Annotated in this window: 20 protein-coding genes; 13 read left to right on the forward strand and 7 right to left on the reverse strand. The window is 50.3% G+C overall.

Annotated elements, in window-relative coordinates:
- Positions 1-509: 509 nt before the first annotated feature.
- Together AC1S52_RS20555 and AC1S52_RS20560 are read right to left on the reverse strand one after the other, a co-directional pair.
- Positions 510-719, reverse strand: a complete 210-nt coding sequence (locus tag AC1S52_RS20555; protein WP_482030919.1) for a hypothetical protein — start codon at positions 717-719, stop codon at positions 510-512.
- Between the two features lie 114 nt (positions 720-833).
- The gene (locus tag AC1S52_RS20560; RefSeq protein ID WP_482030920.1) at positions 834-1,880 is read right to left on the reverse strand and encodes a hypothetical protein; all 1,047 of its coding nucleotides are present in this window, start codon (positions 1,878-1,880) and stop codon (positions 834-836) included.
- Between the two features lie 299 nt (positions 1,881-2,179).
- On the opposite strand from AC1S52_RS20560, the gene purC reads away from it, so the two are divergent.
- The 8 genes from purC (at position 2,180) to AC1S52_RS20600 (ending at position 11,523) form a co-directional block, all read left to right on the forward strand.
- Positions 2,180-2,908, forward strand: a complete 729-nt coding sequence (gene purC / locus AC1S52_RS20565; RefSeq protein WP_482030921.1) for a phosphoribosylaminoimidazolesuccinocarboxamide synthase — start codon at positions 2,180-2,182, stop codon at positions 2,906-2,908.
- 577 nt (positions 2,909-3,485) lie between these two features.
- Positions 3,486-5,870, forward strand: coding sequence for a BamA/TamA family outer membrane protein (locus tag AC1S52_RS20570; RefSeq protein WP_482030922.1), 2,385 nt, complete (start codon positions 3,486-3,488; stop codon positions 5,868-5,870).
- On the forward strand, positions 5,870-6,766 hold the full coding sequence (gene lpxC / locus AC1S52_RS20575) for a UDP-3-O-acyl-N-acetylglucosamine deacetylase (RefSeq protein ID WP_482030923.1): 897 nt from the start codon (positions 5,870-5,872) through the stop codon (positions 6,764-6,766). The genes AC1S52_RS20570 and lpxC overlap by 1 nt, the downstream gene beginning before the upstream one ends.
- Positions 6,767-6,842: 76 nt before the next feature.
- The gene (gene fabZ, locus AC1S52_RS20580; RefSeq protein ID WP_482030924.1) at positions 6,843-7,388 is read left to right on the forward strand and encodes a 3-hydroxyacyl-ACP dehydratase FabZ; all 546 of its coding nucleotides are present in this window, start codon (positions 6,843-6,845) and stop codon (positions 7,386-7,388) included.
- Between the two features lie 41 nt (positions 7,389-7,429).
- Positions 7,430-8,260 (forward strand): acyl-ACP--UDP-N-acetylglucosamine O-acyltransferase, encoded by an 831-nt coding sequence (gene lpxA, locus AC1S52_RS20585; RefSeq protein ID WP_482030925.1) that lies wholly within the window; start codon positions 7,430-7,432, stop codon positions 8,258-8,260.
- A gap of 2 nt (positions 8,261-8,262) precedes the next feature.
- Positions 8,263-9,519, forward strand: coding sequence for a lipid-A-disaccharide synthase (gene lpxB / locus AC1S52_RS20590; protein WP_482030972.1), 1,257 nt, complete (start codon positions 8,263-8,265; stop codon positions 9,517-9,519).
- Positions 9,520-9,730: 211 nt separating this feature from the next.
- A complete protein-coding gene (locus tag AC1S52_RS20595) occupies positions 9,731-10,186 on the forward strand; it encodes an Hsp20/alpha crystallin family protein (RefSeq protein ID WP_482030926.1) in 456 nt (151 codons plus the stop codon).
- Between the two features lie 323 nt (positions 10,187-10,509).
- Positions 10,510-11,523 (forward strand): DnaJ C-terminal domain-containing protein, encoded by a 1,014-nt coding sequence (locus tag AC1S52_RS20600; RefSeq protein WP_482030927.1) that lies wholly within the window; start codon positions 10,510-10,512, stop codon positions 11,521-11,523.
- 99 nt (positions 11,524-11,622) lie between these two features.
- On the opposite strand, the gene AC1S52_RS20605 is transcribed toward AC1S52_RS20600, so the two are convergent.
- Both AC1S52_RS20605 and infC read right to left on the reverse strand, forming a co-directional pair.
- On the reverse strand, positions 11,623-13,614 hold the full coding sequence (locus AC1S52_RS20605; RefSeq protein ID WP_482030928.1) for an amylo-alpha-1,6-glucosidase: 1,992 nt from the start codon (positions 13,612-13,614) through the stop codon (positions 11,623-11,625).
- A 423-nt stretch (positions 13,615-14,037) separates the two neighbouring features.
- Positions 14,038-14,529: a translation initiation factor IF-3 gene (gene infC / locus AC1S52_RS20610; protein ID WP_482030973.1), complete on the reverse strand. Its 492-nt coding sequence runs from the start codon at positions 14,527-14,529 to the stop codon at positions 14,038-14,040.
- A gap of 181 nt (positions 14,530-14,710) precedes the next feature.
- Between infC and AC1S52_RS20615 the strand changes: the two genes are divergently transcribed.
- The gene (locus tag AC1S52_RS20615) at positions 14,711-16,192 is read left to right on the forward strand and encodes an NB-ARC domain-containing protein (protein ID WP_482030929.1); all 1,482 of its coding nucleotides are present in this window, start codon (positions 14,711-14,713) and stop codon (positions 16,190-16,192) included.
- Positions 16,193-16,264: 72 nt separating this feature from the next.
- Here the strand turns inward: AC1S52_RS20615 and AC1S52_RS20620 are convergent, their stop codons facing one another.
- A complete protein-coding gene (locus tag AC1S52_RS20620) occupies positions 16,265-17,197 on the reverse strand; it encodes an undecaprenyl-diphosphate phosphatase (RefSeq protein ID WP_482030930.1) in 933 nt (310 codons plus the stop codon).
- A gap of 275 nt (positions 17,198-17,472) precedes the next feature.
- Here AC1S52_RS20620 and AC1S52_RS20625 point away from each other — a divergent pair, with 275 nt between their 5' ends.
- The 4 genes from AC1S52_RS20625 to nadB all read left to right on the forward strand — a co-directional run bounded on the left by AC1S52_RS20625 (position 17,473) and on the right by nadB (position 21,872).
- Positions 17,473-18,141, forward strand: a complete 669-nt coding sequence (locus tag AC1S52_RS20625; protein ID WP_482030931.1) for a DUF3120 domain-containing protein — start codon at positions 17,473-17,475, stop codon at positions 18,139-18,141.
- A 162-nt stretch (positions 18,142-18,303) separates the two neighbouring features.
- On the forward strand, positions 18,304-19,296 hold the full coding sequence (locus tag AC1S52_RS20630) for an FHA domain-containing protein (protein ID WP_482030932.1): 993 nt from the start codon (positions 18,304-18,306) through the stop codon (positions 19,294-19,296).
- A gap of 164 nt (positions 19,297-19,460) precedes the next feature.
- Positions 19,461-19,907 (forward strand): photosystem II complex extrinsic protein PsbU, encoded by a 447-nt coding sequence (gene psbU / locus AC1S52_RS20635; RefSeq protein WP_482030933.1) that lies wholly within the window; start codon positions 19,461-19,463, stop codon positions 19,905-19,907.
- Positions 19,908-20,138: 231 nt separating this feature from the next.
- Positions 20,139-21,872, forward strand: coding sequence for an L-aspartate oxidase (gene nadB / locus AC1S52_RS20640; protein WP_482030934.1), 1,734 nt, complete (start codon positions 20,139-20,141; stop codon positions 21,870-21,872).
- A 216-nt stretch (positions 21,873-22,088) separates the two neighbouring features.
- Here the strand turns inward: nadB and AC1S52_RS20645 are convergent, their stop codons facing one another.
- Complete coding sequence (locus tag AC1S52_RS20645) at positions 22,089-22,841, reverse strand: phosphonate ABC transporter ATP-binding protein (protein WP_482030935.1); 753 nt, start codon at positions 22,839-22,841, stop codon at positions 22,089-22,091.
- A 122-nt stretch (positions 22,842-22,963) separates the two neighbouring features.
- Positions 22,964-23,899, reverse strand: a complete 936-nt coding sequence (locus tag AC1S52_RS20650) for a putative selenate ABC transporter substrate-binding protein (protein WP_482030936.1) — start codon at positions 23,897-23,899, stop codon at positions 22,964-22,966.
- Positions 23,900-24,428: the final 529 nt, after the last annotated feature.

Genomic DNA, 24,428 nt, shown 5'->3' on the forward strand with positions numbered 1-24,428 from the left:
ATCCTAGTTAATGGGACTCACGCTTGGTTGTTACCTTTTGGTTGCTCAATAGAAGAGGATTGAGCAATCTATTTTGTCCTGCTCAAATCTCAATCCCATCAATTTTTCATTTCCGCTTGACTTTCAAGACAATCGCTACGGCGAGAGGATGAAATCTCACTTCTGCCAGGCAGTCAGCTGAGTTTGATTTAGCAGAATCACTACTTCATAATCCTCCCAAATGCTTGATTGGTTGAACTTTCAACCTTTCAGAAGATTAAGATTAAAAGTCACTTCCTCAAAGGAAAATATAATAACAGGATTGTTCACAACAAAAATACGATGGAAGCTGTCAGCAAATTTCTTAAACGGATTTACAAATGGGTAGTTCTAGCTTTTGGAATTTTCTGGTTTTCCAGTTCCTTTGCAATGTCATCTGCTGACTCATGTGGGTCTGGTACTAATTTCGGTGTGGGATTAGGAATTATTGGAACGCTCGCCCTAGTCGCTTTCTTTGGTGAATGGCAGAATTAATTCAGTTTGTTTGAACTCAACCACTTGAAATGGAAGTATTGCATTCGACAGGACAGTTCTCCATACAGGAGTAATTGAAGCGAGAATATTGTTGGCGAAACATCGCCTAACATCGAGATCGCCATCTCTCGCGTAGTGCGATCGCCCGCCTCGTAGCGATTGTCTTGAAAGTCAAGCGAAAAAGGAAATTTTTTGGGTAAGGTCATGCCGTTGACATTGTGCAGTGCACGAGAGACGGAGCGGCTACTCAACTGGGGCTTTGAAGCTAAAAGCTAACGACCAACAACTAACAACCAACAACTAACAACCAACAACTCCCCTCACTCCACCTTCCGAATTCGCCGCCCTACCTGTCCCCAAATTGTCCAGGCAGCAAAGCGGAGGGAAACCTTCGTGTTGCCTGAGTAGGGTTCGATGCCGTATTTCTTCACCAAGGCGTTGACTTCGGAGGGGGGGAGGGGAACGAGATGATTAAATGCATCACCATAGAGCCACTGGGCATTGTCCTCTTTGTAGTCGAGGTATGCCTGCCAAATGCGCGTGACAACCTTGAAGTCGGCGATCGCTGACTTAAACAGCCCGTAAGCTGGATGTTTTTCTGCCCCTGGCTGATTGGCAAATCGTGCCAGGGCAATTTCTAGCTGCTGCACCTGACGAGTGTATTCTGAATAGCCAATGCCCACCTGGTTTGCATCAGGCAACGCTTTGTTGGAAATCTCATTAAGTTGGTTGGTCAGATTGGAAAACTGCTTGAGGGTCTGGAGTGCCAGCTTTTCGGTAGCTATCCGCTGGTTAATAGCACGGTAGTTTTTGCGATAAATGGGTAATTTTCTCTGGCTGATGGTGTAGGCAGACGTGTTTTTTGGGATCTGCTCCATGAGGGCGATCGCCTCCTGCCACTTGAGGCTGGCACGTTGCCAGACTTTGAGGGGATGGGGTGGGTTTTGCACGGTAACGGCTGCCTGCCATGCCAGCATATGTGCCTGTTTCAAATGTTCAGCCGCTTTTTGTTCATTGATAAGGCGGTGATCAATTGCCGCATAGTTTTTACGGTAGATAGTTAATCTTTCCTTTGATTTGACAAAAATATCACTATCCGGTGGAATCGTTTCTAGCAGCCGGATTGCCTGCCGCCATTTCACCCTGGCTTCCTGCCAGATCTGAGCAGGGTGGGGTGGTTTTTGCACTACCACCGCTGCTTCCCAGGCAAGGTTGAGGGCAGCAGCATAATTATCCGATGGTGACATCGCTGGGGAAGGCGTTATGTCCGGGGTTGAAATCGCAGCAATGGGCTGTTCAACCAGAGAGCAGCCACTCACCAGCAACGCGCCAGTCGAAAGAGCAGTCGTCAAATACGGAAGTTTCATCCAGAAATTATAGTCAGGGACTCAGGCGATCGCAAAGTTACAGCAATTTTCATTTGTGTATGCCACACAGAACGTTGGTTGTGCCTTACATATAACAGCATTCATTGTGTGGCACTCGTCTAAAAACTGCTGTAAGACAGGTGCATCCCAGTTAAGACTTGCTTGGATGAGGCTTTTGGTAGGAAGCTTTCAGCAGGCGTTACAATTAAAATTCCTTAAGAAGATGCGGTAGCGGTGCCAAACCCTCCTTCCAATCTTCTTAAATACTTGCGGCAATCCACGTCCATCACAATTTCTTCATGAGTGTTCGTCATAAGCTTTACGAAGGCAAGGCGAAAATCCTCTACACAACGGATGATCCCGATGTCTTACTGACCTATTTCAAGGATGATGCAACTGCCTTCAATGCCCAAAAACGGGGTAGCATCCAGGGCAAAGGAGCGATTAACTGTGCCATTACCAGTCATCTACTACAAAGACTGGAAACGGCAGGCGTTCCAACCCACTTTATCCGCCAGGTCAGCGACCAGGAAATGCACGTCCAAGCAGTCACCATCATCCCCTTAGAAGTGGTGGTGAGAAATATGGCAGCGGGGAGCCTTTGTCGGGAAACCGGCTTACCTGTTGGGAAAGTGCTGCCCGAACCACTGGTAGAGTTCTACTACAAAAACGATGCCCTGGGTGACCCGCTCCTGACCCGCGATCGCCTGTTTTTACTGGAACTGGTAACACCGGAGCAGGTTGACCAACTGCGATCGCTGGCATTGCAGATTAATCGGATTTTGAGTGCTTTCTTTCAAGACTGCGGCATTACCCTGGTGGACTTCAAATTGGAATTTGGACTGAATCGTCAGGGACAGTTGATTCTGGCAGACGAAATTAGCCCAGATACCTGTCGGCTGTGGAACCAGGCAGAAACCGACCCAGCCAAACGGGTAATGGACAAGGATCGATTTCGCCATGATTTGGGCGAGGTAGAATCCGCTTACAAGCAAGTCTTGCAAAGGGTTTTGGGTTCTAACGGATGATGCTTTTAAATTTGGGATTTGAAGGAGGGACTGGAAGCCGGGAACTATTTAGAACCCAGTCCATTCTTAGTCAAAATCCTCACTAAGACTCGTGGATCAATTAACTTAACGGTTGGTCGCGTTAGCGTTGCGTAGCAATAGCATATATAGCGTTTCCTTTCTGGGTGAGGTACATCTCATCTGTTTGACTCAAGCTTTGTACGGCTATCCATGTACCTCACTGGATTCAAAAACGCTATAGCTTGCTTCCCGCAGGGTAATCCAACGCTCCCGTAGATGTTGGGTTTCGTAAACTCAACCCATCCTACAAAAGCCAGTGGTATTTAATTCTCATTCCTAAGAGACAGGATTTTGGCTGGTTCAGGTTAAAAATCTATGGGAAAATCTCTTCGGTTTGCCGATGGCTTAAAGGGTTAAGTCCCCTAAACCATTTTTCGGACAGGCTTTAAGTATTGGTACCCATCTATGAGGTAAAATTTCAGGGTTTACATCAAGTTACATTTTTGCCTGATACTGTTTTGTGGAACCTGCCTTGAGCAGGACTTGGTGTGTGGACGTGCCAACCAGTGTGAACAAGATGCGTTTTTCTCCGGTTTTGGTGGCTTTCCTTGCCACCGCAGCAACTCTCGGTTTATCCAATTCTGCCAAAGGGCAGACCGCAAGCCTCTCCTCATCCGGTCAGGAGTCCACTCACTCCTATCCTTTGACGACAGGAGGACCCCCTACACGTAAGCCAATTGATGTTGGTGCCGGTGCTCCTGTCCTGCCAGGTGGCACGGCTTTGCCAGAAGTAAAGCCCGTGATTCGCACTGATGGTAGGCGCACTGATAGTAAAGGGCTTTCTCCCAGTCAATTGCTTCAGGTACAAACCCTTCAGGCACAGGGTCCAGGTACCCCCCAACCACTTCTCCCAGGGGATGCAGGGACTCCGCTTCAGGCAACTCCTGACCAACTTCAACTCACTCCTCAGCAGCCGTCCTCACCCTCTCCGACTCTGACCCTTCCACCAGAGGTGCAAGAGGGTGAACCCGCTCCGACTACAGAACCTGCACCGGCTGAAACCCCCGTTCCTACTCCAGATCAACCAGTTCCCACCATCCCTCCTGAAGAGACCCAGGAACCAGAGCCAGAACCGAGGGTTCTGGTGGCGGAGGTTGACGTGAGGGGGGTAGAGGAGCAGATTCAGATTCAGGATGAAGTTTACAAGGTCATCCGGACTCAGCCTGGTCTCACTACAACGCGCTCTCAGCTTCAGGAAGATATTAATGCTATCTTTGCCACGGGCTATTTCTCAAATGTGCGGGCAGTGCCAGAAGATACTCCTTTAGGGGTGCGAGTCACCTTTGAAGTGACGTTGAACCCGGTACTTGAGAAAGTGCAAGTAGAAGGAACCACTGTTTTACCCGACACCGTGGTTGAAGATGCTTTTAAGGATCAGTACGGCAGTGTGCTGAATTTGGTGCGGTTGCAGGAAGGCATCAAGCAAGTCAACAAATGGTATCAGGACAGTGGGTATGTCCTGGCACAGGTTGTGGATGCGCCTCGCGTTTCTCCCGATGGGGTTGTCACGCTGGAAGTGGCTGAGGGGGTGGTTGAGGACATCCAGGTTCGGTTTGTCAATAAAGAAGGGGATGCCCAGGATGCGGAGGGTAAACCCATTCGTGGCAGGACGCGAGAATTTATCATCACCCGTGAGTTTCAAACGAAATCAGGGGATGTGTTTAATCGTGCCCAGGTTGAGAGAGATCTGCAACGGGTCTTTGGGCTAGGCATCTTTGAAGATGTGAAGCTGTCGCTCCAGCCAGGGCAGGATCCCCGTCGAGTGGTGGTGGTAGCCAATGTGGCTGAGAAGAATACAGGCTCGATCGCGGCGGGTGCGGGTATCAGCTCCGCCAGTGGACTGTTTGGAACAGTCAGCTTCCAGCAGCAAAACTTTGGCGGCAACAACCAAAGGCTGGGTGCCGAAGTCCAGATTGGGACCCGGAATGCGCTGCTGTTTGATCTAAGCTTTACAGACCCCTGGATTGGGGGGGACCCCTTCCGGACTTCTTATACCGTCAACCTATTCCGGCGGCGCACGATTTCTTTGATCTTTGATGGTGGCGATCCGGAAGTGAGATTACCGCCTGATAACGATGGAGACCGCGATCGCCCTCGTGTCGTAAGGACTGGTGGTGGTGTTACGTTCTCTCGTCCATTGAATGGCAATCCCTATGAGCGGGCAGAATGGGCAGCTTCCTTGGGGCTTCAGTATCAACGGGTGCAAATCACTAACTCTGAGGGTGATACCAGTCCTGTTGATGAACTGGGAGATCCGCTTAGCTTTAGTGGACAAGGTAAGGATGACCTGTTCAGTATTCAATTTGGGGTTGTGCGCGATCTACGGGACGATCCTTTACGTCCCACGCGCGGTTCTCTACTCCGTGCAGGCACGGAGCAGTGGTTGCCCTTTGGTCTAGGTAATGTATTCGGTAATCGGGTACGGGCGGGGTACAGCTACTACATTCCGACTCAGTTTATCCGGTTTACCCCGGGTTGCCGTGAGCAGAATCCAACCGCAGCCCAATGCCCCCAAACCTTGGCCTTCAATGTTCAAGCTGGGACGGTGATTGGTGATCTACCTCCCTATGAAGCCTTCGCTTTGGGCGGTTCCAACTCAGTCCGGGGATATGATGAGGGTGATCTGGCAGCCGCCCGCTCTTACCTCCAGGCAACTGTCGAGTATCGCTTCCCGATTTTTGCAATTATTTCTGGTGCCTTGTTTGTCGATGCGGCAACTGACTTTGGTAGTCAGAGCAGTGTGCTGGGCGATCCTGGTGGGGTTCGGAATAAGCCAGGGAGTGGGCTGGGCGTTGGTGCCGGGGTTCGGGTTCAGTCGCCGCTGGGACCGATTCGGATCGACTTCGCTATCAATAACGAGGGCGATACTCGGTTCCACTTTGGCATTGGGGAGCGCTTCTAATGGAGGTAGAAGTCAGCCATCATTCATCGACTATTCACCATCATCCGATCGAGCTTGAGCAGGCATCTTTTCAACACACTCTGGCAAGGGAGTTTACTTGCTCAGGCGTAGGGCTACATACAGGTTTGCCTGTGCAAGTGACGGTTTTCCCCGCCTCCCCTGGGCAGGGGCGTTACTTCGTGCGGGTCGATTTACCCCATGCGCCAGAAATTTCGGCGACGGTGAAGGCAGTCAGCCAAACTGCCCTTTCGACGGAATTGGCTCAGGGAGAGGCGACCGTTCGGACTGTGGAACATTTGCTGGCAGCCCTGGCAGCGATGGGTGTAGACAATGCCCGGATTGAACTGAATGGACCAGAGGTGCCTCTGCTAGATGGTTCTGCGGTAGAGTGGGCAGCGGCGATCGCCCAAGTGGGACTTAACCCCCAACCCCAACCACGCCCCACCGGGTTGATTCAAGAACCTGTCTGGATTCGGGAAGGAGATGCCTTTGTAGCGGCTCTTCCCGCCAGTGAAACCGGCTTCACCTATGGAATTGACTTCGACCTGCCTGCGATTGGGAATCAGTGGCATAGCTGGTCAATGGATACCCCATTTATTGAAGAGATCGCCCCAGCCCGTACCTTTGGCTTGCTCCACCAGATTGAGTATTTGCGGAGCCAGGGATTAATTAAAGGTGGCAGCCTCGACAATGCCCTGGTTTGTGGAGCGGACGGCTGGCTCAACCCGCCGTTGAGATTTGCAAATGAGCCAGTACGTCATAAACTTTTAGACTTAGTGGGAGACTTAAGTTTATTGGGATATTTTCCCACAGCTCACTTTTTGGCGTATAAAGCCAGCCACCATTTACATACCCAACTGGCGCGATCGCTGGCTCAAACCCTGATTAGCGGTTAGTGGTTAGCTACCCATGATTCTTGGCACTGACAACCCATTCCCGACCTGTTCAACCACTTAGTAAAAACCCCAGCCCATGTCGATTCTTACTGATGCCAATACTCCCGGTGCAGCCCCCAGTTATATGGAAACCCCCAAGTCTGGAGAGGCGGGAGATTTCAAGGCAGACCATGCTCAGGCAGCATCTAAGATCATTCTTCCGATTGAGGAAATCCATAAACTTCTGCCTCACCGTTATCCCTTTTCTCTGGTTGACCGGATTATTGAATACGTTCCTGGTGAACGCGCGGTTGGCATTAAAAATGTCACGTTCAACGAGCCTCATTTTCAGGGACATTTTCCTGGTCGTCCAATTATGCCCGGTGTGCTTATTGTTGAAGCAATGGCGCAGGTGGGCGGCATTGTCCTAACTCAAATGACAGATGTTCAGGAAGGACTGTTCATGTTCGCTGGGATTGATAAAGTGCGGTTTCGTCGTCCAGTGGTGCCGGGTGATCAGTTGGTGATGACGGTAGAACTGTTGTGGGTTAAAAAGCGTCGCTTTGGCAAGATGCAAGGTCGTGCCGAAGTTGACGGGCAATTGGCTGCGGAAGGCGAACTGATGTTTTCTCTGGTAGATTAGGCTGAGTTTCCGCAGCTCATCATTCTTCGTTCACCATTCCTATGACAACTTTGATTCATCCAACGGCAGTAATTCATTCCGATGCAGAACTGCATCCAACCGTACAGGTGGGTGCATACGCCGTCATTGGTGCCAGAGTCAAGGTGGGTCCAGGGACAACGATTGGACCCCATGTGGTTCTTGATGGTTGGACAGAAATTGGCGCACGCAATCAAATTTTTCCGGGGGCTGCGATCGGGCTGGAGCCTCAAGACCTGAAATACGATGGCTCTGAAAGTTTAGTCAGAATTGGGGATGATAACTGCATTCGGGAATATGTCACCATCAACCGACCTACTTTTACAGGAGAGGTGACTGCCCTGGGTAATGGGAATCTGTTGATGGCATACAGCCATGTTGGACATAACTGTGTGATTGAAGACCAGGTGATTATTGCCAACTCGGTTGCTTTGTCTGGACATGTCATTGTGGAGTCAAAAGCCCGCATTAGTGGGGTTCTAGGAGTGCATCAATTTGTTCACATTGGGCGGCATTCAATGGTGGGTGGCATGACCCGCATCAACCGGGATGTTCCTCCCTTTATGCTGGTAGAAGGCAACCCAGCACGGGTGCGATCGCTCAATCTGGTGGGGCTAAAACGGTCAGGTTTCGGTGAGGCAGAACAGGGACAGACCCTCCGCTCCCTCAAAAAAGCATTCCGAATTCTCTACCGTTCCGGGTTGCCTCTGAGCGAAGCCTTGGAGCAACTTCAGGGCTTACTGGACACTGAACACTTGCAGCACCTTTACCAATTCTTGCAGGCATCCCAGCAACCGGGGCGGCGGGGACTGATCCCAGGCAGGCGAGTGGGAACGTTGGGTGAAGAGGATTGAACGTGTTGCTGAAAGGCTGGATGAACCACCCCCCCGACCCGATATCCCCCACCCGTATTTTCATCAGCACTGGCGAAGTTTCCGGCGACCTCCAGGGTTCGCTTCTAATTGAAGCGCTGAAACGGAAAGCGCAGGCAAGAGGGCTAGAGTTAGAAATTCTGGCGTTGGGGGGCGATCGCATGGCGGCGGCGGGCGCAACCCTGCTGGCACAAACCAGCGCGATCGGCTCAATGGGTATTTTTGAGTCGCTTCCCTACATGCTGCCCACATTAAAAATTCAGCGCCAAATCAAGCAGTATCTCCAAAAACAGCCGCCCAATCTGGTGGTGCTGATTGACTACATGGCACCCAACATTGCCTTCTGTAACTATCTCTCCAGGCATCTGCCCCAGGTGCCCATCGCTTACTATATTGCACCTCAGGAGTGGGTATGGTCAGTGGGTTCCTACAATACTGATCGGATTGTCAATGCCACCGATCTGATCCTGGCGATTTTTCCTGAAGAAGCCAATTATTACCGTCGTAAAGGGGGAAAGGTCACCTGGGTCGGGCATCCGCTGGTAGACCGTATGGAAACGGCTCCCACCCGTGAAACCGCCCGTGCTACCCTCGGTATTCCGCCAGAACAAACCGCTATTGTCCTGTTCCCCGCTTCGCGCCAGCAGGAACTCAAGTATTTGATGCCGGTGATATTTGAAGCTGCTCAGCAAATTCAAACCCGGTTGCCGAATGTTCATTTTTGGGTTCCCCTGGCATTGGAGAAGTATCGTTCCCAGATTGAGGCAGCCATTCAACGCTATGGATTACGTGCCACCCTACTGGGAGACTCTCCCTTACAGAAGGCTGGGGCCGAGAGCAACCCCTCTGTTGCCCTTCAGGCGATCGCCGCTGCCGATCTGGCAATTACGAAATCGGGTACGGTCAATTTGGAAATTGCTCTACTCAATGTGCCCCAGGTCGTCCTTTACAAACTCAATCCCTTAACCGGCTGGATTGCCCATCGCCTGCTCAAATTTTCAGCCCCCTTTGTTTCACCCCCCAACCTGGTGAGCATGAAACCGATTGTTAGAGAGTTTCTTCAGTTTCAGGCAACCCCCGATGCGATCGCCCAGGAATCCCTGGATTTGTTGCTCAACCTGGAGCGTCGCCAGAAGATGTTAGAAGACTACCAGGAAATGCAGCAGGCGGTAGGAACGGTAGGGGTTTGCGATCGGGCTGCCGAAGAAATTCTGGCTCTGTTGCCTTTGACAGCAGAGTGATTCTTTCAGTACGGTAATGCGACCAGGTTCTAGAGCAAAGACCGAACCTATCACGCTGATTATTCTTGATAGCCTGATATCAGAGACAAGAAACCATTGAACACCAGGAGAAAACCTTCTGAGGTAAACAGCAAATCCTTCCCTTCAATGGATTGGTTCAATCGTTTCTTGTTAACAGTCACATAACAATGCTTACAAGGAGGCGAGATCTATGTCACTGATTCGTTGGGAACCACTGCGGGAAATAGACAGTCTACAACGGGAAATGAACCGCTTATTTGACACCTTGACCCCAGTCAGCCCCCGTAACGGTGAACGTTTCATGCCAGTGGTTGAAATGCATGAAACACCAGAAGCCGTTGAACTCAAAGTTGAATTACCGGGTATCGATACTAAAGATCTGGATGTTCAGGTGGCGGTTGACTCAGTGTCAATTAGCGGTGAGCGCAAATCAGAAACGAAGACAGAAGAAAAGGGCATTTTCCGCTCTGAGTTCTTCTATGGCAAATTCCAGCGCGTTATTCCTTTACCCTCCCGCGTCCAAAACACCGAAGTCAAAGCCAACTATGAAGATGGAATTCTTCATCTAACCCTGCCGAAAGCGGAGGAAGAGAAGAACAAAGTGGTCAAAGTCAGCCTGAATGGTGGCAACGTGGGTAATGGTTAGCAGATCAGGAGAGTTCGGCTAGTTCGCTGACGACGTGTAGTTTAAATTGGGTAGGGTTTCCTGCAAAGGATTCTCCTACCCTGTTTTCCTAAGGTGTTGTTCTGGGCAAGCAGATAGCCTCCTATCTGGGGCATCATAGAAACACATCCAAACTTGTAAAGCAAAACGGTAAATATATGCGGATATAGCGGTAGATGTCAGGATTAGGACCCATTAGCAAGCACCAAGCCTTGTGCCACGGTCTTTCCCCCTGACCCCTGACACCTGGCACCTGACCCCTGCTATAGATAAAGATGAAGACGAAGTCCTTAGAGGAGACGTGAATGGCTTCAACTGACTTCAAAGACTACTACGCAATTCTGGGCATCAATAAAACCGCTAGCGCCGACGATATCAAAAAGGCGTATCGCAAGCTGGCGCGTAAGTATCACCCAGATATGAACCCTGGGGATAAAGTGGCTGAAGCCCGATTTAAAGAAGTCAACGAAGCCTACGAAGTGTTGTCAGACCAGGATAAACGGCAAAAGTATGACCGCTTTGGTCAGTACTGGAAACAGGCTGAAACCTATGGCTCAGGAGCTGGCGGGCGATCGCCCTTTACCAACGTAGACTTCGACAACTTTGAGTTTGGGCAATACGGCAGCTTTGAAGAGTTTATCAACGAGCTGCTCGGACGCATGGGCACAGGCAGTTCTGGGTTTGGCGGACGTAGCGGAACTCAGACAGGATACCGCACCTCCCGGGGACCTACGGGGTTTGATGGTTACTCGACTGGGTTTGACACCGGCACGGGCACTGGGTTGGATACCGAAGCAACCATTACGCTCAACCTTTCAGAAGCGTTTCACGGCGTTCAGAAGCGTTTAGTCCTAGGACGAGAAGAGTTTGAAGTGCGAATTCCTCCGGGTGCAAAACCCGGTAGCCGCATCCGGGTTAAGGGTAAAGGTCAGCACAGCCCCTATTACACCACTCAACGGGGCGATCTGTATCTCACAGTAGACGTGACTGCCCACCCCTTTTTCCAGTTTGATGGGGACAACCTGCTCTGTGAAGTACCCATCTCGCCAGAGGAAGCGGTTTTAGGGGCGCAGGTAGAAGTGCCTACCCCCGATGGTTCTGTAACCATGAATGTACCCGCTGGCATTCGCTCTGGGCAATCCTTACGGCTGCGGGGTAAGGGCTGGCGGACTCCCAAGGGCGATCGCACCGACCAGATTGTCCGTGTTGTCATTACTCCCCCGAAAGACCTGACACCAACTGAACGCGAGTACTACGAAAAACTGCGTTCGATTCGGAGTTCTGATCCGCGTAGCAGTTTAAAGGGAGTCAGGCTTTAAAGAAGGATGAAAGTTGAAAGTTGAGAGTTGAAAGTGACCAATGACTCCTCACCCCACCCTGCGGGAACGCCAAAGGCAAACACTCCTCACCCCTCTCTTCTACGAGTGTTCAGTCGCTAACCAGGCACGCAACACTTCTGCCACTGTCCATGCCTGGGCGATGCAGCCATTGGGTGTCATTGGAGGATCGCCATCAAAAATCTCGCTCAAATTCCCTATCCCGTGGGCATAGAGGTGGTTTTCCATGGGTTCTAAAAATGCCCGTGCCTGGGCGGAATTGTTATACACTCGCAAATGAGCCAGAACAAACGGACCAATTAACCACCCCCAAACCGTACCTTGATGGTAAGCACCATCTCGCGCCTGCTGGTCACCGCCATAATGTCCCTGGTAATGGGGATCCTCAGGGGCAAGCGATCTCAGTCCATGAGAAGTCAGTAAGGCTTGACCGCAGATATCAACGACTCCTTTCTGTTGAGTGGCATTTAACGGACTCTCTGGCAAAGACACGGCAAAAATCTGATTCGGGCGCAGGGAGGCATCATCTCCCCCTGGTCCATCCAGAACGTCGTAGCAGTATCCCAAACTGGGGTTCCAGAAGCGCGTAAAGCGGGCATGGGCGCGATCTGCGATCGCATCATACTCCTGATGGGGTTTGCCCACCCGCCGCGCCAGCTTCCCCATTGTTCGCAAAGCGTTATACCAGAGGGCATTGACCTCTACCGGCTTACCAACCCTGGGAGTGACCACCCACTCTCCCACCTTGGCATCCATCCAGGTTAGCTGCACACCTTGCTCTCCGGCATAGAGCAACCCATCGGCTGGATCGAGATGAATGTTGTAGCGAGTTCCCCGGCAGTGCCAGTCAATAATATCTGCCAGAGCCGGAAAAAGTTCCTGCACCAGATCATCGTCTTCAGTCACACCATAGTAAGCCCGCACCGCTTCAAAGTACCAGAGGGTTGCATCAACCGTGTTGTATTCAGGCACTTCCCCCGCATCTGGAAAGCGATTGGGAATCATCCCCTGGTCAACATGGCGGGCAAAGGTTCTTAAGATGGAGCGGGCTATTTCGGGACGACCCGTTGCCAGTGTCAACCCTGGCAAGCTGATCATGGTGTCCCGTCCCCAATCGCTAAACCAGGGATAGCCTGCAATAATCGTCTTTCCACTGGGTTCATCCAGGGACGAGCGACTGACAATGAACTGGTCGCCAGCCAGCACCAGACGATTGGCAAACGCAGGGATTTCCTTGGCATCAATCGGGCGGCTACTCTTCCAGATTCCTAGCAATTTCTGCTCGTAGCTACGCCGAACTTTGAGAGCCGCTTCTCCCTGCAATTCTGGACGCTGTTCAGTGCTGGCAACCAGGGTCAGCGTTGCCCCCGGTTGCAGTGTGGCTTGAAAAGTTGCGGCATGCAGGTGGTCATCGTGGTGATCTAGCCCGCGGCTAAATTCGGCTACCAGATCATAGTCGTAGTACCAGTCGTGGGAGGGAGTGACTTCGGCACAATTACTCATCAGCCGTAGGGGCACTGCATCGGGAAAGGCAGAAACATTTACCCCTTGATCCGTAGGCAAAATAGTCATCCGCCAGCCGTTTCCCTGGGTGCTACTGTGATAGTCCCGATAGTTGACCATTGCTTTTAGGGTCAGCGTGAGTGGCTGAGTTGCCCGCAATAGCTGGTAATGAACGTAGGTGGTGTTAGTTCCTGGTTGCATCCATACCCGCTTTTCTAGCAAGGCATCGGCACAGGCATAGCGCCAGGTGGGAATGGTTCCTTCCAGGGTAAAACGCTCGATATGGCGATAACCGTGAGGACCCACGGTGCCATCTGCCCAGCGATTGGTATGCAAAGGATAAAAGCGATCGCCATACAGCACCGTATCATCCAGCTTTGCCAGCATGAGAGTGCGACCCAAGGGCGGTTTCAAGGCTGCAACCAGCAGTCCGTGATAGCGTCGGGTCAATAGTCCGGCGACCGTGCCCGATGCATAGCCTCCGATTCCATTGGTAACCAGCCATTCCCGCATTTCTGCTTGATTCAGGTTGCCACAAATTTCCCGTCCAAAATTAATCCCCATTGACATAGGTGTCTCTCCCTTCCAGCCTCCAACTGCTTCCCCAAACCTTATCAGCAACCTTAGCTACCAAAAAGTCAATGCTTGCTCAACAAAAATCAGGTTTTGCAAGCCATCGTCCTGAACCATGCTTTCACTGAATCCTATGAGATCACGGTATCTATAGGAAAATTTAGCTCTCTGGACTGAACCAAAGATTGCTAGAGGCTGAAATTTTTCTTGGTCAATATAATAAAGCCGTTTCGCCTTGCATAAGCCCATGCACACCCTTCCACTCATCCACCCGCAGTTATGATTTTAGAAATAAAAAAGAGAAATAAAAAAAGTGGGGATTGCTATCCCCACCCAGTTCATCTCTAAATCAGCGTTCAATGTTTATTTAAAGGCCCTTTCAAAAACTGCCTGGGTTTAGGACTGGGCTTTGGTATTTACCTAAGCAGGAGTAATTTGCACAATCAATGCGCGTTTATCAATGGACTGTACTTTACCAGCCTCACTTAAATCGCTAGCAATCCGTTCTAACATTACTCCAGCGCGATCGCGGAACTGATTTTCCCGCCCCCGCAAGCGAATTAAAAATTTCACTGAGTCGCCCTTTGCCAACCACTGAGTCGCTTTATTAATATTTAGCTGGTAATCCGACTCACCAATGTTAGGACGGAGCCTGACTTCCTTGACTGTGGGGCGGGCGCTTTGGCTTTGTCGTTTTTTCTGCTGGTACTGAAGTTTGCCATAGTTTAAAATTTTAGCCACTGGAGCGTCTTTGCCAGGAGAAACCACTACCAGGTCAAGCTCCATGCTCTCAGCCAACTCTAAGGCTTCACGGGTACTAATCAAGCCACGATTGTTATTTTCATGGTCAATCAAAAAGACCTGAGGGGACTTTATTTGACGGTTTATCAGTTGTTGCTGGGCTGCGATAATCGTTTCCTCTTAAGTGAACTCAACATTTTACCTTGACATAGGTACTGCTAGGGTAACACAGCCTGCCAAGGTCTTGCAGGTTTAGGGGAGGTAAAAACTCAGGAGTTCGTGATTGGGAGTTGTTCGTTTTCGGCTAGGCTTTAAGCCAGAATGGGAACCAACTGGATAAAACAACACGCGCATGGGAAACTCACTGAGGGCTTCTGCGGTTGGGTTGGCACTGGTAGACCAGGCACGACAGCGACGGGGCTGGACAAAGACCAGCACCGCCCGTTGGTGGCAGGATGCTCATACTTCCAGAGCTACCTTACGCCGCTTCTGGCAGGGCGATCGCATCCAACGAGAGATTTTTATTGCAATTTGTAATGTTGTTGGGATTACAGAGTGGGAGGCGGTCGCTACCCATGCTGATTTATCGGATGTCTCCACTCCCTGGATTGATTGGAACGAAGCGCCCGATCTGGAATACTTCTACGGTCGCAGTCAGGAATTGCACCAGCTAAAGCAACGGATTGTCAGCGATCGCTGCAAGCTAGTGGCAATTTGTGGATTGGCTGGCATGGGTAAAACCGCCGTGGCTCTGGCTTTGGCTGATCAAATTCAATCCCATTTTGAATGCTTGATTTGGAAATCGCTTCACAATGTTCCCTCGCTAGTAGATCTGTTAGACAGGGTGCTGTATAGCCTGAGCGGTACTGTGATTGAAACCCTCCAGCAGGGTATCAATCAACTCATTGATCACTTGCAGAAACGCCGCTGCCTGCTGGTTTTGGATGGACTGGAAACGGTCTTAACCAGACAAAATGCTAAAGAATATAGTGGCTTCCTCCAACAATTGAGCCGAGATCGCCATCAAAGCTGCGTTTTAATCACCAGCCGTGAGAAGCCAAATGCACCGGAGTGGAATCTCCAGACGGTTCATCATCTCAGCTTAAAAGGATTGCGACCAGTAGATGCGCTGGAGTTGTTGAAAGCTGGAGGATTGACGGGTAAACCATTGAGCCTGTTAGCTTTGAGCCAGCTTTACCGGGGTAATCCCTTAGCGTTGAGAGTCGCGATGCCATTGATCCAAACTGGATTTGGAGGCGATGTGGCGGCGTTTTTGAATCAAAATACCCTGGTGATGGGCGATCGCCTGCGCAGCATTCTCCAAGAATCCCTTAACCCCCTTTCTGACCTGGAACAGGAAATTCTTTACTGGCTGGCAATCTGGCAAGAGCCAATTACATTTTGCCGCCTGCAAACCCACCTGTTGATATCACCCGATCCGACGTTACTGCTGGAAGGACTTGCGGCGCTGGAACGGCGATCGCTGTTAGAACGCTACTTCATGGGTGATCAGCCTGCATTTACCTTGCAGCCATTGATCAAGAAAGTCGTTACCAATTCTTTGGTTGAACAGGCAGCCCAAGAAATTATTCAGGCGGTTCAGAATCAGGAGGTTACTGGTTTCAAAGTGCTGAGAACCCATTGGATGCTGCGACCTGGCACCGACGATCTGACTGGCGACTGCATTCTCACCCAGCTACGAGAAAAGCTGTGGAACCTCTACCATGCCAATTTTCCCAAACACCTGAACCAGATTTTGGAACAGCTACAGCAACAAACTCCTCTGGCTGTAGGCTATATAGGCTCCAATTTGATGGCTTTGCTCAGGTTTTGAGTATTGGAACCCTGGCGCGTTAGAACGTTTGCTCGGTTCAATCAGTCCCTCAGCATCACAACAGAGAGCAATCTATTCCAGAACTTTTTGGATGGCTAAAACAATTAAAGCCGTGCCAAATGCCAATCGGTACCATACGAAGATCCACGTATTCTGGCGTTGCAGGTAGCGAATTAGCCAGGCGATCGACAGGTACGAAAAAATAAAGGTTGAAATAATCCCAACCACTAATGGAATCAGCATTTCCAGGTCAACAAACGCTTTGCGAGACTGATACAACGTTGCGATCGCTAGGGTTGGCAATCCTAACAAAAACGAAAACCGGGCAGCGGTTTGCCGCTCCAAACCAAGAAATAGCGCCGTTGTTAGCGTTGACCCAGAGCGAGACGCACCCGGAACCAACGCCAGCATCTGCCCTAGCCCAACCAGAATGCCATCCTTGATTTTCAGGTCATCAAACTGGCGCTTACGGGTGCCTACCTTCTCTGCTAACCCTAGCAGCATTGCCATCCCAATCGATGCTAAACCAATCACCAAGGTGCTTTCAGGAATCATATCCCGGAGCAGATAGCCAACGGTCAGAGCGGGCAGGGTACCTGCCAGAATCCCAACCGCAATCTTCCACTCTTCCCGGTTCCAATCCTTTTCACGAAAAGCAATCCGGGATCCATTGACAATCTGAATCAGATCCGACCAAAAGTAAATCAGTACCGCGATCACACTTCCAAACTGAATCGCATCAACGAAGTACTTTTGCCCAAGCAGCTTCCAGCCAAACGCTTTGGTAACCACCAGTAAGTGGGCGGTGCTGCTAATAGGGAAAAACTCAGTGATGCCTTGAACAATACCGAGGACAAATGCCTGAAAGACACTTAGCCATAAGCCCGGGCTAGAGGTATCAGAGATTTGCCCTTCCTGGGCTAGAAGACTGTAACCAGAACCGAGAATACCACTCCAGCCCAGATCACCGATTAGATTGCCTGGGATCAACTCAAATCCACTCATTCAGCTTTTTCCCCAAAATCACCTGCATCCCACCTGGCTTCTACTCATTCTGTTCAGATTGCCACAAACCCAGCAAAACTTGGAAGACTCAACCAACTCTTCATGTTTATGCCTCAAGGCGGGATAGAGGATGTTTATACCCCAGGGGGGGATAGAGGGAAATCTATGCTATGTTAATTAAAGTAAATTAAATAAAAAATATTAACAATCCATTGGTTTCCTACCCATCCCCTTCTACCCCATACTCCTCTGAAGCCCCGCCTTACTCGATAGAAATGCGTAGCCTGCTGGCAATCAGTAAAATTAAAGCGGCGAGTCGTTGGCTAATCTTTTTAAGTTCTATATTTTTAGTTTCGGTGCCAGTCTTCATCCAGGCACCCTTAGTTCGGTTTTTGCCCTGGGTCAGCCTGGCGTTTACTCCCGTTCTATGGTGGATTGGCTCCCAACTTTTACGCCACATCAAGACGCTCTGGTTGGGAGATCTGGTTTTAGGATTTACCTGGACCTGGCTGGCTGGCTCTATTTATTGGGGGTGGTTGCGGTGGGAACCCTACTGGCACATTCCGGTTGAAGCGATTGGGCTTCCGTTTGCAATTGTAGCGATCGCTCGCAATCAAAATCGCATTGGTAGCTTCTTCTATTTGGGATCTCTGTTCGGTACGGCAGTGACCGATCTTTACTTCTATCTGGTTAATTTAATTCCGTATTGGCGCAAGCTCATGCAGGTAGATGGAGAGCAGGTACGTCCTGTTTTCCAGAGTGCGATCGCCCTCGTTCAGACTCCGTGGGGAACCAGTTGGGCAGTGATGCTGGCACTGTTACTTTTGGGAGTTAGTGTTTTACCACTCTATTCCCGTCAGGGCTGCTGGTGGGCTTTTGCTGGTGCAGTCTTGAGTACAATCTTGGTAGACAGCTTGTTTTGGGTGGCAGCCAATCTTGCCTGAGAAATGAGATTTGGATCAATCCCTGCAATTCTCTCCTGGTTGACTTGAAATTCTCTGGAATTCTAATATTTTCAGGTGATTTTTCTGTTCGCGTCTACACTAGCGTTCAAGAAAGTGTGTCAGGATGCATCATTAGGGTAGAAGCTTTTTTGTTTTAAGTCTGTGGTGACCTTGCAATCCACCCCCCATTTGCTATTAAGAACGGAGTCTGGCACCCGGCGGTTGCCTTTGACCGGCAGCAACTGCTGGACAATTGGACGCAGTGAAGACAATAATTTTGTTCTGCCTGACCGCTGGATTTCGCGTAACCACGCGATGTTGCAATGTATGGAAACTGGGGAGTTTTACCTGATTGACTTGGGGAGCCGCAATGGGTCTTTTGTCAATGGTCGTCGGGTCAGTATTCCAGTTACCTTGCATAACGGCGATCACCTGACCTTTGGGCAGACCGATCTAGAATTTCACTGCCCTAACACCAGTCAAGCACCCGATACATCCAGTGGTGATTCTAGAGAATTTACCGCTACGGCAACGCTCCATGTGCGCCGTTTGATCTCTGTGCTGGTGGTAGACATTCGAGATTTTACGGTGCTGACCCGTCAGCTTGATGAAAACCTGCTCTCAGAGGTGATTGGTACCTGGTTTCGCCATGCTGGAGACATTATTCGAACGTATGGCAGTTGGGTCGATAAGTACATTGGCGATGCAGTCATGGCAATCTGGATTCACAGTGCGCCCCAAGGGGTCAGTGATGAGGAGATGATGCAAATTTTTCGTGCCCTGAGTGCTCTGCACAAAATGACCAGTGATCTTTACAACCTTTATCCGCTCCCTTTCCCTCTGCGAATTGGAGCTGGGATCAATACAGGAAATGCAATGGTCGGCAATACGGGAAGTGGCGATCGCCCCGATTACACAGCCCTTGGTGATACGGTCAACGCTGCCTTCCGCCTGGAGACTTCCACTAAGCAAATTGGCTTAGAGGTTGCTGTGGGTGAAACCACTTATCAGCATCTCTTTGAGCTAGGAGCTGACTCCTCCAAACTTTTCAAACAATATACCGTCCATCTCAAAGGCTACGATATTCCTACCGTTGCCCACGCCTGCTCATTTTCTGACCTGGATATCTTTTTGCAGTCAAAAGGGAAAGGGTGAGTCGTCCCCCTCCTCTCCGCCCCTATTTTCGTATCGAACTGTAAAGATTTCTAACCACTATTCTTAGCTCAGGATGCCACAATGCGTCATGGTACCTGGCTAATGATAGGCTCTAATAAATGCTACATATTGATTCCGTGCAACAGGACGGGAGGAATACATTCATGAAAAGGGTTTTTCGCCTGTTAACAATTCTGGGGATGTTGATAGGTTGTCTTGGTTGGTTAGGAGTGTCTCAAAACGTGCTGGCTGCAAACCTACCTGCTGGTGCTCAATTAAATGGGTTGGCTTTTACGCCCAACCTGCTTATGGCTGAAGCCATTCGCGATGCGGTAGGGGAAAAGCTTGCTTCTGAGTACGGTCAAAAAGTTGACTTAAATAATGCCAACGTCCGTGCTTTCAGACAGTATCAGGGCTTATATCCCAACTTGGCAGGAATCATTGTCAAAAATGCTCCTTATGGCAAAGTTGACGATGTGCTTAAAATCTCTGGCTTAACTGAGCGTCAGAAGGAAATTCTGCAAGCTAACCTGCAAAATTTCACTGTAACTGACGTTGAAGAAGCTTTCGTAGAGGGAGCCGACCGAATCAATAACGGTATCTATCGTTAATGGATTGCAGTCAATGACTCCTGGCGTAAGCTAGCAGAAATAACTATCCAGTTGAGATGTAGATGGGTGGATGGGTAGATTGATATGGATAGGCGGCTCATCCACTTGTCTATATCACCTGTGTTGATTCACTGTGCTGAATGATTAGTGTGACAATTGCTCTCTGCCCAGTAATGGTCAAAGAGCAATTTTTATTTTCTTGATTTATTTTTTGTATTGATAAGGACTCCGTTGCAATCTCAATCCCCTGGTCAGCTATCGGCTTCAGACTTTCCCGCTCAGTTTGATGTACTCATCATTGGCGCAGGGGCGGCGGGGCTTTATGCCTCTCTGTGCTTTCCCAGTCATCTAAAGATTGGGCTGATTACCAAGGACACGCCCTTGCTTTCGGCAAGTGATTGGGCACAGGGCGGGGTTGCAGCCGTGATCGCGCCAGAAGACTCGACGGCACTGCATTTAGAAGATACTTTACGAGCCGGGGCAGGGCTGTGTGACTACCAGCCAGTCAAATTTTTGGTTGAGAATGCATCGGACTGTATCTATTCCCTTGTGAAATTGGGAGTTGCCTTCGATCGCCACGATGGAGAACTGGCATTGACCCTGGAAGCAGCTCACTCAAGACGACGAGTATTGCATGCTGCCGACACGACTGGACGGGCAGTGATTAGCACCTTAACTGCCCAGGTTTTAAGTCATCAGAACATCCAGGTCATTTCCCAGGCATTCACCCTGGATTTGTGGATGGATGCAGAGAATCAAGGTTGCCAGGGAGTGTGCCTGCTTTATCAAGGGCAAATTCTCTGGATTCGAGCCAGAGTCGTGGTATTAGCAACGGGAGGGGGCGGGCAGGTATTTGCCCAAACGACTAATCCGGAGTTGAGTACTGGGGATGGTGTGGCGATCGCCCACCGGGCGGGTGCTGTTCTGCGAGACCTCGAATTTGTTCAGTTCCACCCCACTGCCCTGACTAAACCGGGTGCTCCCCGCTTTTTAATTAGCGAGGCTGTCCGGGGTGAAGGTGCTCACCTGGTTGATGAACAGGGCAGGCGGTTTGCCTTTGACTACCACCCTGCCGGAGAACTGGCACCTAGAGATGTGGTCAGTCGCGCTATCTTTAGCTACTTGCAGAACACTAAAGCAGACCCCGGTTCTGCCCATGTCTGGTTGGATCTGCGCCCAATTCCGGTAGAAACGATTCGGCATCGCTTTCCTAACATCATCCAGGTCTGCCAGCAATGGGGAGTCGATGTGTTCCGAGAGCCAATTCCGGTTGCACCCGCCGCTCACTATTGGATGGGCGGAATTATGACCGATCTGCTGAATCAAACTTCAATTACAGGTCTCTATGCCGTTGGTGAAACTGCCAGCACCGGGGTTCATGGGGCAAATCGGCTTGCCAGTAATTCCTTGCTTGAGTGTATTGTGTTTGGTGCTCAGTTTGCTGACCTCGATCCTGGAAAGGCTGGGGAAGAGAGGGGAAATGGGGAAGGGACACCCCATGCCCAATCCCCCATCAACTGCTCATCTCTGGATGAAATCAACACGATCGCTAATCTTCGCTATCAGCTTCCTCGCCTGGTCTGGCAGAGTGCCGGAATTTGCCGAGAGGGGGGCGTTATGGCAGGGGCGATCGCTCAAATTCAACAGTGGCAGCGTGAATTTTGTAAGCTTTCGATTAGTCAAGCTTTACTCGCTCTCCAACCCGGACAATCGGTTCAGTTACAGTCTCCCAGTATCGAACCAACGATCCGAAACTGGGCAGAAACCCGTAATCTGCTAGACGTGGGCTATCTGATCTTGAAAAGCGCCCAGTTTCGGACTGAGAGTCGGGGTGGGCACTATCGAGTAGACTACCCCGAAACCGATTTACAGTGGCAAGTTCATACTCTGGTTCAAGGCGATCGCTGGTGGCAAGCTCCGGTTCAAAAGGAGGAAGGGAGCAGAGAGGCGGAGGGGGAGCCGTGAAGCGTAGAGAACAGCGTGTGATGATTACACCAGTGGATGAGTGGCATCGCTTAGGGAGTCGCAAATTAATAAAGTCCCAACGTCATTCCCGCGCAGGCGGGAATCCATCGTGGAGCAGCTTGTCTAGCGGGTACTTTATTTTGGGGCACATCCCTTAGGCATGGCTACGCTAAGGCTGCCGCTAACCCCTCTAATACCAACTAACCACTGCATTGACTACTCCAATCGATACAGTTCCTCCAGCATGTCCTCAGTCACCAACTCAGTGGGGGCATCAAACACAATTTGCCCATGACGCAAACCAACAATCCGCTGGCAGTGGGAACGGGCAAACTCCAGGGCATGTAAGCTCACCACCAGAGTACGCGAGGTTTCAACCGTGAGCGATCGCAAGATATCCATAATTTCACGGCTGCGTTCAGGATCGAGGCTGGCAATCGGTTCATCTGCCAAAATCACCATGGGATCCTGAACCAGCACCCGCGCCAGGGCAACGCGCTGCTGCTGCCCTCCGGAAAGCTGATCGGTGCGATCGTAAAGCTTTTCAGGAATGCCCACCTGGGTCAAAGCTCTTGCCGCTGTTTCAACTTCCAATGGTTTGAGCAGTGACAGCAGGGCTTTTAGCAAAGACCACCTTCCCAAATGTCCCGCATTGACATTGTGAATTACGCGCAGATTATCAACCAGATGAAATTGCTGATAGACCGTGCCAATTCCTCGCTGCACCTGCCGCAGTTGACGGGATGTTAGCTGATTGAGACATTGCCCCAATGCCCAAACCTCTCCCTGGGTAGGCAGCAGTGTACCGTTCAGCAACCGGATTAGAGTACTCTTTCCCGCTCCGCTAGAGCCAACCAGCGCCACACGCTCCCCGGAGAAAATTTTCAGGTTGATGTCCCTCAGCGCCTGGAACTGCCTGAACTGTTGGGTAACATGTTTGAGTTCAAAGATTGGTCCAGGTTGGCTCATAGGGGGATGGGATGGGGAGATGGGGGGATGAGGCAGTTGAGAGTAAAGAATGAAGAATGAAGACGTAAATATCTCTCAACTCAAAACTCTCAACTCAAAACTTTCAACTGCCCCCCTACCGCCTATTTAATCTTTCCAATCTCTCGACCGATCTTCTCAATCTGAGCGTAGTTAGAGTTTTGGGTTTTGATAAACTTTTCGGCTCCAAAAAGATCCAGGATTTCTTTCTGGTCTTTGTCTTTAGGATTCAGTTTTAGAAAGGCATTCTGCACTTTTTGGGTAAAGTCATCTCCAAAGCGCTGTTTGACACTGGGATTAATCACCCAGTGATAGTCATGATAGGGAGGGGTGCGCCAGATCAGATCAACTTTACTGGCATCGGCTTTGCCTTCTTGCAGGCGGCTATCCCACACTTGCTCATTCATAGCTCCAACATCGTAAGTGCCTGCTTGTACCAGTTCAAGGGTTGCGTCGTGGGATTTTGAAAAGCCGACTTCGCCTTTGAAATCTTCAAGCTTGACGCCTGCCTGCTGGAGGAAGAATTGGGGCATCAGGCGACCTGAGGTGGAAGACTCGCTACCAAAGGTAAAGGTATGCCCTCTCAGATCAGCCAAGCCTTTCTGGACGTTAAGAGTGGGTTTGATGCCACTTCTTTTGTTTGCAATGAAGACACTGTGAAAGGATTCGTCAATGTCCCGTTGGGCGATCGCCTCTGCACCGGGAACCTGTAGCCGCGCCTGTACGCCGGTCAGTCCACCAAACCAGACCAGGTCTAAATCACCGACCCTGAAAGCCGTAACCGCTGCGGCATAATCAGTCACGGGGGTATAAGTCACCGAAACTTTCAGTTCCTTTTCTAGATACTTTGCTACCTTGTCGTAAAGCCGCTGCAACTTCTCTGGATCCTGATCGGGAATGGCTCCAACCTTCAGCGTTTTGGGGTTGCTATTAGCCGCTGTGGTTGGAGATGAGGTGGAAGTGGTGGTACTAGAGTTTGGAGTGCAGGCAACAAAGCCAAACGATAGCAGTAACAAGCTAGCAAACAAACGTCTTTTCATGGATTGAGTCCTGATTTAGAGAAAATAATATTGACAACCGAGTCCAATCCTGAAGGAAATCTGGACAGCGACTCCTTCAGTCAAAAAACTACTCTGCCAGAGAATGAAAACTGGCAGGCAATAACCATCTCGTAGATGGAGGAATTACAAAGATCGGGGAATTACAAAAACAGGAGCGCATGGCTGCGCTCATACAGTGACTTGGTTGTTCGCATCAGCGAACTTGGGTGTAATCTAAACACCTCGCTGCCTGGGAACCAGAAGACCTGACTGGTTTTAGTTAACATCCGTTGCAGCAAACTCCAGCAAGAAAGACTACTACCCGATTAACTCTTCTTTCAGGATGATAGTTTACACGAAGTGGCTACTCGTTACTGCTACTTTTCCTTACCGCATTGTGTCTGAGTGTGAATCAGGGCTTGCATGAACTGAGACGTTCGACTGAAACGTTTAGCTGAGAGGTTCGGCTGAGACGTTTGGCGATCGCTCTGTCGATCTGCTCTGTCGATCTGCACTTACGTCGAAGTCT

The sequence above is a fragment of the Kovacikia sp. CALU 1929 genome, from assembly GCF_056784235.1.